Here is a 14,054-nt window from a genome sequence, read left to right as displayed (position 1 = left end):
TGTTTCTATGGAGTGCGGTGATTTATCACCGCTTTGGACGGCGCGATTTATCGCGTCGCTTGTTGGTGTTGGTGAGTCGGGCGGGGGCGGGCCGTTAAAACGGCCCGTCAAAGCGGCGATAAATCGCCGCACTCCAAATTGCGCGGCGAGAGCGAGGAGGGTAATTGCGATCTGAAGGGCGGAGCTCCAGAGGAGGGTGGTGGACATGGCCGGGAGGAGGCGGCCGGCGACGGTGCCGATGAGGATAGAAAGCAGAAGCGTCCAGCCGAGGCGCGCGGTGGAGGGGTCCCGGCGCGGAGCCCAAGTGAGACCGATGAGGAGGGCGGCGGGAAGGAAGGCAGAAAGGACGCTGATGAAATAGTAGAGCACGGGAGCGCGCGGATGGTGGTGTAAGGTTCGGATGAGAACAGGTAGGCGCTAAATCCCAAAGGGCCAAATCCCAAGGGATCAAATCCCAAGGAATCAAATCCCAAAGGGATCAAATACCAAAGGGAATCCGCGCCTTGAGGCGCACTGTCTTTTGGGATTTGGCCCTTTTGGGATTTCCGGCGCAGCCGGTGTTATTCGAGCCCGGCGTATTTGAATTCGAAGCTGACTTCGAATTCTTTGAACCAGGCGCCAACGCCGGTTTCTTTGTCGGTGTGGCGATGGAGGCCGGCCTTGGAGGGCGGGTAGATCTTGTAGGTGACCTTGTAGTTGCCCACGCCCATCATCTTGATGTTGTTGCCGTAGTGGGGGCCGTCGCTGGCAACCATGGGCATGAAGGAGCCTTTCTGGGTCTGCTTGGTGTCGAGGTTGACCAAGGTGTATTCAATGGTCAGATACGGAATCCATTCGCCGGCGCCGAAGCCGTTGGGGTTGCCTTCCACGGCCTTGATGTCGGCTTCGAGATGGATGTCGGCCTTGGCGGCGGGCAGGCCCATGCCGCGGGGTTCCATGTCAATGGGTTGCAGATAGACGGCGGCGATTTCCATCTTGTTGACGGTTTGCGGCTCGCCGGCGGGCCATTCCTTGAAGGCAAGGGCGCTGCTGGCGGCAACGAGACTGGCGAGAAGGCCGGTAATGTATTTGGTTTTCATATACAGGATGTGTTTGTCGTGTGTGTGTGGTTTTCTGCGCAGTTTACTGCGAAGAGTGGTTGGGGAGGGTTGCTGCGGGGGAGGGCGGGACGACCGCGTCACGGCGGCGGCGCATGACCCAGAGGGCGAAGAGCGCGGCGAGGAGCAGCAAGGCCTGGGGGGCGAGGGTTTCGCGGTAGGGATAGATGCCGAGCCAGCCGATTTCGGGGACGCCGGGAATGAGGGTGGGGTGGATGAGTTTGCCTTCGATGAGTTCGAGGACGGATTTGCCGGCGAAGACGAAGGCCATGAAGTAGAGAAAAATGCCGGTGAAGAGGAAGAAGGGTTTTAACGGGAGCCGGACGACGCTGTATCGCATAATAAAATACACGATGGCGAGGAGGACGGAGCCGGCGGCGAAACCGGCCCCGATGGCGAGCGCGCCCTGGGTGGTGCGCCCGGCGTCGCCGAAGAGGGCGAAGTAAAAGAGGACGGTCTCCGCGCCTTCACGGTAGACGGCGAGGAAGCTGGCGAACCAGAGGCCGAAGAGGGAGCCGCGGGTGAGGGACGCGGTGAGCTTGCCTTCGAGGTAGGCTTTCCAGTGGCGGGCCTCGGTCTTGGAGAGGAGCCAGTAGCTCATGAAGAAGAGGACGATGACGGCGGCAATCATCGTGAAGCCTTCGAGGAGTTCGCGGCTGGCGCCGGAGTTGGCGAAGAGCCACTGGAAGAGGATGGCGGTGAGGACGCTGGCGGCAAGGGCGACGAGGACGGAGTTGCGGATGAGGGGGAGTTTGTCGCGGTGGTTGTTTTTTATCAGGTAAGCCACGATGGCGGCGACGATGAGGAGGGCTTCGAGGCCTTCGCGGAGGATGATGAGGAGGCTGTAGAGGAAGGTTTCCACGGGGGAACTGCCGGCACGGCCGAGGGTGGCGGAGGCTTTTTGGAGTTCGGCGGCGAGGAGGGTGGCCTGGTCGGTGAGTTCGGCGGCGGGGCGGCCGGCTTTCATGAGGCTGACGAGGCGGGTGAAGTAGCCTTCGATGGTGGTCTTGGCGGTGGTGTCGCGGGCGCCGACTTTGTTTTCCATGCCGGTGGCTTCGAAGAGGTCGAAATAGGCGTCCTGCACGGCGGTCATGCCGGCTTTGGCGTCGCCGGTTTGGTAGGTGGCGATGGCGGCGGCGATGGCGGTGTTGATCTGGCCGGAGACGGCGTGCCAGTCGCGGTCCGGGGTGGCGTTTTGAGTGGCGAGGGCGGCGTCGGTGGGGTCAGGGGCGCCGTCGGGCGTGATGGCGTGCTCGGGGCGGACGAGGGGGAGGGAGGGGAGTTGGTCGGCGATTTCCTGGAGGAGGGTCGTTATTTCGTAGCCGTATTCAGAGATGGGCGGAGGCTGGGGGCGGGCGGCGAGGGCAATGAGGTTGGAAAAGCGGAGGTTGATGGCGGAGGCCTGGGTGGTGGAGCGGTGGCGGCGGACGGCGATTTCCAGTTCGGAATTTTTGAAGCCGTCGAATTGGGCCTGGAGAATGCGTTCGCGGGCGAGGGCGTAGTTGTTTTCTTGATATACGGTGACGGATTCGGCGAGTCGGTCGTCGATGAGTTGGAGGTATTTTTTCCAGTAGGGGGCGATGGCGTCGTTGTCGTGGCCGTCGTGCTGGGCTTGGGCAACGAGTTGGTGGCCGCCGTCGAGGATGGGGAGGGCGGCGTCGAGTTCCTGCTTGAGCCAGGCGATGCGGGCATCGACTTCGGCCTGGGGGCGGGCGTCGCCGATCATGCGGCGGATTTCGCCAAAGGTGGCTTCGAGTTGGGCGCTTTTTCGCGCGGAGATGTTGATGCGGATGGGGCCTTCGAGGTTTTCAAAAACTTCAAAGTAGGCCATCTGCACGGTCTGCCGGGCGTCGGGGATTTGTTTTTGGGCGTAGAGGGTGGAGGTTTTGTCGAGCCGCGCCTTGATGTCTTCAATGTGCCGCTGGTGGGCGGAGGCGGAGGGGGCGTCGGGAGCAGGTTGCGCGGGGGCGGGGGGGGAAAGGAAGGCGAAGGCGAGAAGGGCGATGAGGAGAAACAGGGGGGGGGGGGGGGCAGGTGTTAGGCGACAGGTGCTGAGTGTGTCGGTTACTGTCCTGAATGCGCGGTGCGCGGGCGTGTGGTGTGCGTGTGCGGCCATCGGCGGTAGATGTGCGATTGAGAATCAATCGCACACAACGGCAATGGCGAAATGTCCTGATTGAGGGGGTTGCGGCGCATTCAATGACTCCTTCTTGCAGGCATTAGAGACGCAATGCTTTGCTGGCAGGAGCTCACTTAACTGATGTTACGCGGGCCAACCACGGAACAGCAGTTTTTTTAGACAGAATTAACGGAATTTGATGAATTAACGGAATTTAGGAGGGAGGTATTCTTTTTCTTAAATTCTGTTAATTCTGCTCATTTTGTTGATTCTGTCTAAAATTCGCGTCCATCCGCGGTTGAGGAGCGGTATTGGAATTAGTTGCCTCGCTGCTGGTTCTGGCGGTTGCCGGATTCGCGCATCATGCGGTTGACCTTGGAACGGGCTTGCTGCTCGGCCTGATATTGCTGGAGGGCGGCGATTTGGTCGTTGCTGAGCACGCCGCGAGCTTGGGCGATGACTTGGTCGGTGACTTCACGGGTGTTGTTGTTGGCCATGATCGTCACGAGTTGCTGGGTCTGGGCGCTGTTGAGCGGGGTGCTCGTGTAGGAGAGGCTGTCGCTGATGCGGTTGACGGTGGAGCGCTGGCCTTGGGTGTTGTTATAGCTTTCGTATTGGGCGTAGGCGGCGTCGCCCAGGGTGGCGCGGATGTTGGCATCGACTTCGGACTGCATGGCTTGGGTGAGCTGGCGGAGTTCTTCGCGGTTTTCGCGGGGGTTGAGGCCTTGGGAGGCGGCGGTGCTCATGACGTCCATGGCGGCGGCCTGGCGCTCGAGCATGAGGTCTTTGAGCTGGTTGATTTTGTCGGCGGGGAGGTTGAGTTGCTTGAAGAGGCTGCCGTAGCGGCGGTCGAGGTCGGCGCGTTGCTGGGTGCGCATGGCGGCGGCGAACTCGGGGTTTTTCATGAGGGTGGCCATGCGTGCCCCCCAGTTGCCGCGACCACGGGGGCCGCCGCGCCCGAAGTCCTGGCCGGGGCCGTTTTCGTTGTCGACAGCGGGGAGCGTGTCTTCGGTGGTCTCGGCAGCGGGTTTGGCCTCTTCCTTGGAGGCGGCGCTGTCAAGGTAGGCCTTGGCGGCGGTGTTGCTGGCGGCGGCGACTTGGGTGACGTTGACGCGCGATTGTTGTTTAAGGTCTTTGAGTTCGAGGTGCTGGCTGATGGTCAGGCCGGCGCCGGCAAGCGTGGTGAGGGCAAGAAGACCGAGCAGGTAGTTTTTGTTGGAGGGGCTCATAGGTGTGTTTGGTTGGATGGGAGCGAGACGCAGGGGCAAGGGCAAGAGTTACATCAAGAGAGTAGCGAGGGGGGGGGGGGGGGGCGCGGGTTAAGGAATTTTTTTACAGCGGGACTCGACAGATGGGGGATTCGTGGCAGGTTGCCGCTTCAATCGCAAAACCTGGCACCACACGGATGTTCATTCTCACCAAGGTTATCAACCAGGCACGGCTTGCCAGTCGCTTTGCCGGTCAGCGCGTCAGCGAACGCTTCGTGTTGCCGCGACGCGTGATTCCGCCGGTTCGGTCCGCGTTCGTGGCGGTGCTTGCCGCCGGGGTGCTGGCTTTCGCGGTGGAGTTGATCGCCCGCGGGTCGATTCGTGAAACGTTGGGATTCTTCGGCTCCACATGGCGGCCTTGGTGGACAACGGTGTTGTTGTTCGCGTTGTTGCTGGCGGGGCTGGATGCGCTGCTGGGGCGGGCTCACCATGCGGTGACGATTATTGCGCCGCTGCTGCTGCTGACGGCGTGGCTGTGCCGGCAAAAAACAATCTATCTGGGCGATCCGCTGTATCCGACGGATTTTTTCTACGCGCGACAGGTGTATGAGTTGCTGCCATTGCTGGCGAGGGAGAGGCCGGGGGCGGTGGTGATGGCGGGAGTGGGAATCGTGGGGGTGGCGCTGACCATCGGGTGGGTGTGGTGGTTTGGGCGACGGAGGTTTCCGGTGCTGCCGTGGCGACGGCGGGTGGTGCGGGTGCTCGTCGCGTTGCCGGCGCTGGGAGTGATGGGGTTGTTGATGGATTATTCCAGCTATTCCAAGATGCGCGACGAATTGAGGATCGTGCCGATGATGTGGAATCAGAAGGAGAATTATTCTCACAATGGCTTCGCACTGGCGTTTGCGCTCAACCTGCCCATGGCGAAGATTGCCGCGCCCGCCGGGTATTCGGAAGCGGCGGTTCACGAGATTGCGGAGCGTATCCAAACATCGGTGACGCAAGCGGGGGGGGGGGGGGGCGGCGGCGTTGCGGAAGGGATGTCCGCGCCCGTGGAGCCGGCTTCATCGCAACCGGATTTGCCGGACATCATTGTCGTGATGAACGAGTCGTTTTGGGATGCGTCACGGTTGCCGGGCGTGACGTTGACGCCGGACCCGATTCCGACGGTGCGCGGGTTGCTGTCGGGGCATGTGTTTTCTCCGGAGTTTGGCGGCATGACGTCGAACGTGGAATTCGAGGCGCTGACGGGTTTCTCCAATGCGTTTTTGCCCTACGGCAGCATTCCGTATCAGCAATATATTCGTGGATCGCTGCCTTCGCTCGCCAGTTTTTTGAAGCAAAAGGGCTACGCGACTTATGCGCTGCACCCGTATTTCGATTGGTTTTGGAACCGTAAATCGGTTTACGCGGCGTTTGGTTTTGAAGAGTTCCTGTCGGGGCAGACGTTGCCTGCCGCCGCCTTGGAGAAGCGGGGGCCGCTGGTCTCCGATGCGGCGGTGTCGGAGGAGATCATCCGCCGGGCGGAGGCGTCGCAGGCGGGCGGCGCGCCGTTGTTTTTGTTCGCCGTCACTCTCCAAAATCACGGACCTTACGAAGCGGGCCGTTATCCGGATGCCACGATCCGGGTGGAGGTGGACCTGACAGCATCGTCAGCGCACGATTCCAACAAGCCCGCCGCGAGTCTTGCCGAGATCAACGAGGAAACGCGCGATTCCATCGCAAGCTACGCCGAGGGCACGGCGGATGGCGACCGCGGACTGGCGCGCCTGGTGGAGTGGGCGCGGGGGCGCAAACGGGAAACGATCCTGGTGTTTTTTGGCGATCACCTGCCGCCGCTTGGTCCTGTTTATGTGAATACAGGTTTCATGCCGGACCGCGTGGCGCGTCGTTCGGGGCCGCCGGAGGCGATGGTGGCGCAGCACGAGACGCCGCTTGTGGTGTGGTCAAATCGAGGCGGTGCGGTGGAGGATGTCGGCACGATCAGCCCGGCGCTGCTGCCGTTTCATGTGCTCACGGCGGCGCGAATCACACATCCTTACTACACGGGGTTTCTGGGCGAAGTGCGGCGGCATTACCGCGTGCTGGACCGCAATCTGCGTATCGGCGCGGAGGGTACACCGATGGCGGGGCCGCTGCCGGCGGCGGGGGAAGATCCGTTGCTTGGCGATTATCGTCGGCTGCAATACGACATGATGTTTGGCAAACGTTACGCGGCGCGGATTTTTTCTCCGGAGTCGTAGTGCTTGAGCCGGGGATGCTTGCTTGCGTGAGTGCGGGCGGGGTGGGCAGGCTGCGGGCCATGATGCCGTCACTGCCGGTTTCCGATCTGTCGCAACTCATCCGTTCCATGGAGCCCTTGCTCAACGAGGGCGTGTATGTTTTCGCCTGCGTGCCTGAAGTGAAGAAGGATGCGGACACGACTCCGTCGTTCTTTTCTGTGGCAGAATCGCCCGGGGTGATCGCGGTCTTCCGAGAGCGTGAGGGATGGTCGGTGATCGCGGAGGAATCCGTCGCGCGACGGTTGGGGTTGCGCGTGGTGTTTCGTGCGGCGTGGATCACGTTGACGGTGCATTCCGATCTGGCAGCGGTGGGGTTGACGGCGGCGTTTTCGCGTGTGCTCGCTGAGGCGGGCATCAGTTGCAATGTCGTGGCCGGGGTGCGGCATGACCACATATTTGTGCCGGTTGAGCGCGCGGCGGACGCGATGGCGGCGTTGCGCAGGCTCCAGACGGGAAAATCCTGAAAGGGTTGCCGGCAGGCAAAAAGCATAACGACAGGTGCATATCGGTACTGCCTGTTGAAAAAGCAACAATCTGGTTGACCATCTCTGTCTGTTGATATTTCAACATATACATGCCTCCTGAATCCTTTCCTCCCGATCTGAGCAAGCGTGAGCGGCAAGTAGTGGAAATCATCTTCCGCATGGGACGGGCCACGGCTCGCGATGTGGAAGATGCTCTCGACAATGCGCCCACCTATTCGGCGGTCCGGTCGATTTTGCGGATACTGGTCAACAAGGGCGTCGTTAAAAAGATGACGGCGCCTGACGGGCGCGATTGGTTTGCCCCTAAAACAACGGCGTCCCGAGCACGATGCGATGCATTGCGGGCAATCGTAAGGCGTTTTTTTGGCGATTCCGCCGGGGAGGCTGCGTGTGCGTTGCTTGGAGAAAAGAGCCTGAGACTTTCGGCGGAGGAGGCGGAGCGTTTGATGAAACTGATCGAAGAGGCGCGCAGAAAATGATCCCGTTGCTTTTGTCTTCTTCCATTTCCATGTCGTCCGGGTCGATGCTGTCGTCTGCGCTCGCGAGGTTTGTGTTTTTAGAGGGATATTACCCGCAGATCACGGCGTTTTTTTTGTGTATCCTGAAAAGCACTATCATCGTAATGCTGGCGTGGAGCGTGGTGATGGTGTTGCACCGGCGTTCGGCACGCGCATGTTGCTGGGCTTGGCGGAGTGCGTTGCTCGCGTTGTTGTTGCTGCCGATGTTGGACATGGCGCCAAAGGCGGTGCGACGATTCCGAGCTTGGACGACGGTGCCGGTCAAATTGGAGCGCGCAGCCACGAGTCGTTTTTTGAACGAAACGAAGGCGTGGGGAGTGATTCAGTCGAATGAGATAGTCAGTGAGGTGCTGGAACAAAGGCGTGCGGATGCCCGGAGGCCGGAAATTCAGCAGCCGCCTTGGGAGGTGCCGAATGTGGAGTGGGGGGGCATTGCAGATTGGCGGCGTTCGCCGTGGCGCGAGATCGAACGCTGGTTGCCTGGCGTTCGGTGGGGCGTGGCGGGAATGTTGGGCGCATGGTTTGCTTTACGAATGGCGGCAGGACGTTGGTGGTTGCGACGTGGTTCGTCAGTGCCGGGTTGGTCCGCGGAGCAGGTTATCGTTGTGATGCAGACGGCTCGGGACATGGGACTGGTAAGGAATCCGGCTATACGTATTTCGCCCCGGGTTGCTTCGCCTTTGTTGGCCGGTTTTTGGCGTCCGACGGTTTATCTCCCGCCAGTTGCACTGGATTGGGCGACTGAACGATTGCGAATGGTTTTCCTGCACGAACTGGCTCATTGGCGACGGCGCGATCCGGTCTGGTTGTTGATAGGGCGGTTGGCGGCGTGTGTGTTTTGGTGGAATCCGCTGGCCGCGTTTGCGGTGCGCCGCATGTGTCGGGAGGCGGAAGAGGCGGCGGATGATGAAGTGGTGTTGCGCAAAGTGGGTGCGCCGGATTATGCGGAGACGTTGGTGGCGATTGCGGCAACTCCGTCGGATGGTTCGCTGGCGGCGGGGGCCGTCGAAATGGCGGGCGTCGCAATGGTTTTTCGCCGGAGTGCCTTGGAAAAACGCATCCGGGCCTTGTTGGCAGCGAGTCATTGGCGGGGGCGCATGGGGTGGTTTGCGGCGTGCGCGGTTTTGGTGCTCGGTGTGATGTCTGCTGGCGCCGTCTGCTTGTTGGTGCGAAAGGAGGCAAGTGCTCAGACTGCGCAAAGGACGGGACGGAAACTGACGGCGGAAGAGCGTGTGTTGCTTGAGCGCATCCGTGACAACACACGGCGCAGGCTGCACGCGTTTCGCTATGTGCATGTGAAGTTGGAAAAAATATTGGGAGAGGAACGGGAGGCTGAGCGCGCCGTGACGCCGCAACCTACACGCTTGGAGGCGTGGGCGGATTTATGGACCGGGCGTTATCGTGCGCAGATGAGGCCCAATGTATTTGTTTTTGCACGACGTCCGGGAGAAAATCGGACGCCGCTCAACGTCGAGGACAAGGACGAAATCAATGACGGCAGGCGAAGTTATGCCATTCGTCTGTCTGAAGTGCAGGACATAGAAGGAAACAGTAGATCGGTATTCGATGGAGAACTACAATACATGCTTGGTTACCAGCACCTGACTTGGCTTTGGGAGCATGTGGATGACATGCTCAAGCGTGGTGTGGTGTCGGATGATCCGGAAAAGCAGGATATTTCCAAAGTGGGTGTCTTTATGGCCAGCCGGGAGGGGAAACCGGTGGTTCGGGTCGTGGATTTTTCTATGAACAGTTATCCTAGAGCTCATTGGATTTTTGAAGTCGATCCGTCGCTGGATGATTTGTTGGTGTATCAGGAAGAAAAATACATAGGGAGTCTATCGGGTGCGGGGAGCCGCTGGATGTTGTATGAAGCTGGACGGACAGAATCGGGCGAGGTTTATGCGCGGCGTCACCGACGAGAATTGCGAACGAAGGAAGTTTTTCAATTTTCTGATGTGACGGTGACAGCATTCGATGTGTTGAAGGGCCTGCCGGAAGGGGTCTTTTCGCTTCCCGAGCAGGATGCCCATAAGTATCTGGCCAAGGATGGCGTGCAGATTCACCGCGAGCAGGTCATATTGCATTGCGTCGATGCGGACACTTGGAAACCGGTGCCGGGAGTATCTGCCTCGGTGAAAATTAATTGGGAGGACAAGGGGCGTGTTCAGGCGGATGGAGAGGGACGTCTGGTGATCGCGTTGCCAAAGGAGGAAATCGTTTCACTGGATGTGAGAATCGCAGCCGATGGTTTTTCGCAGCATTGGGTCAATTGGAACAAGCAGCGCGCACCGATTCAGGTGCCGGACAACTACACCGTGCGTTTGCGTCCCGCCGTGGGCATGTCGGGACGTGTGATCGATGAGTCCGGACGTCCCATAGCCAATGCGAAGGTCGAACTTCGTCCAGGGCGTTATGGGGCGTTGGAGATTTTTAACGATCGTTTGGAAGGCAAACTGACCACAAAAACGGATGCCCAGGGGCGCTGGAAAATCGAAGGCATTGCACGGAATCTAACGGGGTTCTTTTTGGATATTCTCGTGACTTGTCCGGGTTATGTTTCGGCCTCAGGAGATTTTCGACGCGAAACAGGTTTTGCCTATGAGTCACTGTGGGATGGTTCGTGTGAAATCCAACTTGCACGTGAACGGATAATCACGGGAGCGATTGTGGATTCTGACGGCAAGCCCGTGGCCAAATGCAAAGTGAGCTTGGGTGGCAGCAAGTTTTTCTCCGGTCGGATTGTAACCCGAAGCGACGCGAATGGCATGTTCACCTTGCGCGGCGTGGCGGAGGGGAAGGCGCGTATTACTTTTGAGGATACGATCCACAAACCAAGGACGATGCTCATTGAGGCACCACTTGCAGAGCCAATGCGCGTTGCCCTTGAACCGGGTCGGGTGGTTCGCGGACGTGTGGTTGGTCTCGATGGCAAGCCACGTGTTGGCGCTTCGGTTTGGGTCAGCAGTTGGAAGGCTGGAAAGGCAGATGAAAGATCGGTTGATGTTCTGGAGTTTAGAACAGAAACCGATGTGGAGGGGTGTTTTGTCTGGCGTGGTGCTCCTGATGAACCAGTGACAATCGGGTTCGGCAATTGTGGCGATGGAGTTCGGTCGCTCTATGATTATCCTCTGGTCGCCCGGGAAGAAGAATACGTCATCATCAACAAGCCTGCATTGCGCGTGCTAGGGACGGTGGTCGATGCGAACACGGGGAAACCAGTGCCTTTGGTGAGGGTTACGCCAGGGGCTTGTTGGAATGGGGAAGACTCTTCGAACTCGTGGGAGCAGCAGGAGACGATGACATATCGTGACGGCAACATCAACTGGCAGAACGAGCGCATGGGCATGCGTTATCAATTGCGTGTCGAGGCGGAGGGATATGAGCCGCTGACAAGTCGCGTGTATCCGTCAAATCAGGACGAATTCACGGAAGTGTTTCGTCTGAAGAAAAAAACGTGAGCGGGTGTTAGCGTGTGAGCGAGGTTGTCACGGAAATTTGAATACATGTCGTTTACGCAAGCGATCGGCGGCTCACGATGATTTCCTGCGCGGGGGCGTTGGCGAGGAGCCAGAGGCGCGGCGGTGTGTCGTCGGTGGTGGCGGCGGACGCGGCGAGGTCGGCGGCACGGAGGATGCGCACGGCGTGGCGAATGGCGGGAGGTGGCGGAGAGCCGGTCAGGGTTTCAAAATGATCGGGCGCCTGAACGAGCGATGTGATGTCGAGGGTGTTGCCGGGGCGGTCGGGAAAGAGGCCGAAGTAGAGGATGTTCAGCTCGACCATTTCGCCAAAAAAATGCGTGCCGAGTGAGATGTCGGGCGTGAGATCGGCGTGCATCGTGGCGAGTTCGCAGATGATGTTGACGTGGTTGATTTCGGAGAAGCGTACGGGCACGCCGAGCGAGGCCATGTGCGTGCCCCAGCGTCCGGGGCCGATGGCCATGATGGAGGGCGGGGTGCGGAGTGCGGAGTGCGGAGTGTCGGAGGCGGAGGGGGGGGGGGGGGGGGAGGCTCCGAGTGCTTGGTTGGCGCGTCCAACGGCGCGGGCCACGGCGTGGCGGTCTTGTTCGCCTAGCGTGGCGTAGATGTCGGGGCGCACGTGGATGATCCAGTCAATGGGACGCACGCGGCTGTGTCCGACCACGGCGCCGCGGGCGCGGAGGAGGGTGTCGGCGGGGGCAAGGTCGTTGATGGCGGGCACGTCGGGGTTGTGCGTGCCCTGGACCTGGAGCGGACGGCATTGGAGGAGGTGTATCCAATAATTGGTGTTACGCGAGGAGTTGTCTTGAGGAGGGCGGGTCTCCTGACCCGCCAGACGCGGCGCAGCCGCGCCTTCCGGAATGGCGGCGCTGCGCGCCGTCGGCGGGTCGGGAGACCCGCCCTCCTTGGAGTCGGCGGCGGTGGGCTGGAAGTTGACGGCGAACTCGACATCGACGGGGCGGTCGTAGGCGGTTTGCAGGGTTTGGAGGAGGTGGCGCATGTCGCTCACAAAGGGCGAGTCGCCAGAGAGCAGGGGCTCGAAGGTGAGCACGCGCACGTCGCGTCCGGTGCGGTCGGAGACTTCGTCGTCGCGCGTGGTGAGGCGTTCGATGGGGACGTCCGCGGATTGCGCGAGGAGGGTGTCGAAATCGACGGAAGCGAGGCGGCCGGCGGTGAGGTCGATGGCATCGACGCGGCGTTGGGAGTGGCGGCAGATGTCGTCGAAATCCGCCTCGGGGCGGCGCAGGGGGGCGTTGAGCGCGACGACGCGTGTGTAGTCGTCATCCACGCGGTCAACGGCGCGGGTGCCGAGGCCGAAGACGAGGCGCACGACGCCGGCGGCGGGGTCAATCGCGGGGTGCCAGGCAAAGGGGTTGTAGGAGAAGCCGACGCCGGCAAGGTGAGGGTAAAACCAGGCGCCTTGGAGCGAGCCGGTGACGCGCATGATGAGGAGCGCCATTTGTTCGTCGCGTTCGAGGAGTCCGTGGCGGGCGCGGTAGTTGAGGGCTTCGCGGCTGAGGGTGCTGGCATAGACGGTGCGAATGGCATCGAGGAAGGCGCGCAGGCGTTCTTCGCGCGGGCCTTGGTTGGCGCAGAAGACGCTTTCGTATTTGCCGGCAAAGGCGCGTCCGTAGTTGTCTTCGAGGAGGGAGGAGGAGCGGACGATGAAGGGGTAGGGGCCGAAGTAGTCGAGGAGGGTTTCGAACTGGCGGAGAATGTAGTCGGGGAAGGTGCCGGAGCGGATGAGTTCCTGGGCTTCGTCCACGCCGTCGAGAAAGGTGTCGGGGGAGTGCTGGCGTTCGCGGTGGGGCCAGAGTCCGTTGCGCACGAGGTAGGTGTAGAATACGTCGGAGCCGACGTAAAAGGAGTCGTGCGCTTCGAGGCGCGAGGCGAGCGCGGGGGCGTCGCGCAGGAGGATGTTGCGGGCGATGAGCATGCCCACGGTTTTGCCGCCGACGAGGCCGGTGCCGACTAGCCGGCGGCGGATGGCGAGGAGGTCGTCGAGCGTGAGGTAGCGGGTCACGAGGGGCAGGATGGCGTCGTCGCGGCTGATGACCATGCGCACGAGTTGGTGCCAGATGGCGGGGCGGTCGGGGAGTGCCGCATGATCGGAGGATGGGGCCGGGGAGGCTGCTGCGTCGGCGGAGTTGCCGGCGAGGGTGGCGGCGTGTTGCCAGAGTTCGTCGCCGTAAACTTCGGAGGCCGCCCAGTTGGGGCCGGCGCGGGTGAGGGCGCGGGCGATTTCGGCGCTGGTGCGGACGACTTCAAAGGTGTTGTCCGCTCCCCAGACGTGGAGGAGGTGGATGGTGGGGGTGTGGCGAAATTGGGTTTTGACGGGGCGGACGTAGAGGCGGTCATCGGGGCCGAAGACGTCGAGGAAGAGTTGCGTGGTGGCGATGACGGGTTCGGTGGCTTCGCGGGTGTGGCGGCGGCGCAGGAGGCCGAAGTAGGCGACGGTCTTGAGCTCGTAGAGGTAGGGGCAGGTGAGCATGAAGAAGTTGCCGAGCATGGCGTCGGAATACCAGTCGGTGGCGAGGTCAGAGAGGCAGTCGAAGATGTAACAGACTTCGAGTCCGGCGTCGCCGATGGCAGTGCGTATCCGATGGATGAATACCTCGAAGCCTTCGTTGGGGCGGAGGGTGATGGTTTCGCAGGGGAAGTCTTCGGGGAGCAGGCGGGCGTGGCGGGCGAAGCGGAAGTAGATGAGCCGGCGTCCGTCGCGCACCGATGCGGTGGCGAAGGGGGTGACGAAGGCTTGATATTGGGAGACGTTGCCCACGTGCCAGACGATGTTGTCACCAGCCAGGACGCCGGAAATGGCGGCGTCAAACGAGGGCAGGCCGGAGGTGAATGCAGTGGTGGACAT

General features: G+C 61.0%; 9 protein-coding genes and 1 pseudogene. 4 read left to right on the top strand and 6 right to left on the bottom strand.

Annotated features, from left to right (window positions below; all coding sequences use genetic code 11):
- From OBACDRAFT_RS07165 to OBACDRAFT_RS07150, 4 genes and pseudogenes are all read right to left on the bottom strand, one after another.
- Window positions 1-369: pseudogene (locus OBACDRAFT_RS07165) on the bottom strand (hypothetical protein); the annotation flags it as partial.
- A gap of 191 nt (window positions 370-560) precedes the next feature.
- Window positions 561-1,079: an iron transporter gene (locus OBACDRAFT_RS07160; protein WP_043584165.1), complete on the bottom strand. Its 519-nt coding sequence runs from the start codon at window positions 1,077-1,079 to the stop codon at window positions 561-563.
- Between the two features lie 43 nt (window positions 1,080-1,122).
- Window positions 1,123-3,213 (bottom strand): FTR1 family iron permease, encoded by a 2,091-nt coding sequence (locus OBACDRAFT_RS07155; RefSeq protein WP_081721870.1) that lies wholly within the window; start codon window positions 3,211-3,213, stop codon window positions 1,123-1,125.
- A 320-nt stretch (window positions 3,214-3,533) separates the two neighbouring features.
- Window positions 3,534-4,445, bottom strand: coding sequence for a hypothetical protein (locus OBACDRAFT_RS07150; RefSeq protein ID WP_043584163.1), 912 nt, complete (start codon window positions 4,443-4,445; stop codon window positions 3,534-3,536).
- A 176-nt stretch (window positions 4,446-4,621) separates the two neighbouring features.
- Here OBACDRAFT_RS07150 and OBACDRAFT_RS30615 point away from each other — a divergent pair, with 176 nt between their 5' ends.
- The 3 genes from OBACDRAFT_RS30615 (at window position 4,622) to OBACDRAFT_RS07135 (ending at window position 7,670) form a co-directional block, all read left to right on the top strand.
- Window positions 4,622-6,667: an LTA synthase family protein gene (locus tag OBACDRAFT_RS30615; RefSeq protein ID WP_043584184.1), complete on the top strand. Its 2,046-nt coding sequence runs from the start codon at window positions 4,622-4,624 to the stop codon at window positions 6,665-6,667.
- Window positions 6,668-6,726: 59 nt separating this feature from the next.
- Window positions 6,727-7,170, top strand: a complete 444-nt coding sequence (locus OBACDRAFT_RS07140; RefSeq protein ID WP_043584182.1) for an ACT domain-containing protein — start codon at window positions 6,727-6,729, stop codon at window positions 7,168-7,170.
- Between the two features lie 110 nt (window positions 7,171-7,280).
- On the top strand, window positions 7,281-7,670 hold the full coding sequence (locus tag OBACDRAFT_RS07135) for a BlaI/MecI/CopY family transcriptional regulator (RefSeq protein ID WP_043584161.1): 390 nt from the start codon (window positions 7,281-7,283) through the stop codon (window positions 7,668-7,670).
- 88 nt (window positions 7,671-7,758) lie between these two features.
- Here OBACDRAFT_RS07135 and OBACDRAFT_RS27980 read toward each other — a convergent pair whose 3' ends face one another.
- On the bottom strand, window positions 7,759-7,992 hold the full coding sequence (locus OBACDRAFT_RS27980; protein ID WP_043584159.1) for a hypothetical protein: 234 nt from the start codon (window positions 7,990-7,992) through the stop codon (window positions 7,759-7,761).
- On the opposite strand from OBACDRAFT_RS27980, the gene OBACDRAFT_RS07120 reads away from it, so the two are divergent.
- Window positions 7,913-11,170 carry a M56 family metallopeptidase gene (locus OBACDRAFT_RS07120; RefSeq protein WP_332835115.1) on the top strand — a complete coding sequence of 1,086 codons (3,258 nt, stop codon included), beginning with the start codon at window positions 7,913-7,915 and terminating at the stop codon, window positions 11,168-11,170. The genes OBACDRAFT_RS27980 and OBACDRAFT_RS07120 overlap by 80 nt on opposite strands.
- A gap of 52 nt (window positions 11,171-11,222) precedes the next feature.
- On the opposite strand, the gene OBACDRAFT_RS07115 is transcribed toward OBACDRAFT_RS07120, so the two are convergent.
- Window positions 11,223-14,054: a PEP/pyruvate-binding domain-containing protein gene (locus OBACDRAFT_RS07115; RefSeq protein WP_088179286.1), complete on the bottom strand. Its 2,832-nt coding sequence runs from the start codon at window positions 14,052-14,054 to the stop codon at window positions 11,223-11,225.

Source organism: Geminisphaera colitermitum TAV2 (genome assembly GCF_000171235.2).
In the GTDB taxonomy this organism is placed as follows: Bacteria; Verrucomicrobiota; Verrucomicrobiia; order Opitutales; family Opitutaceae; genus Geminisphaera; species Geminisphaera colitermitum.
Note: the sequence above shows the minus strand (reverse complement) of the source record. Positions and strands in the feature narration are given on the sequence as shown.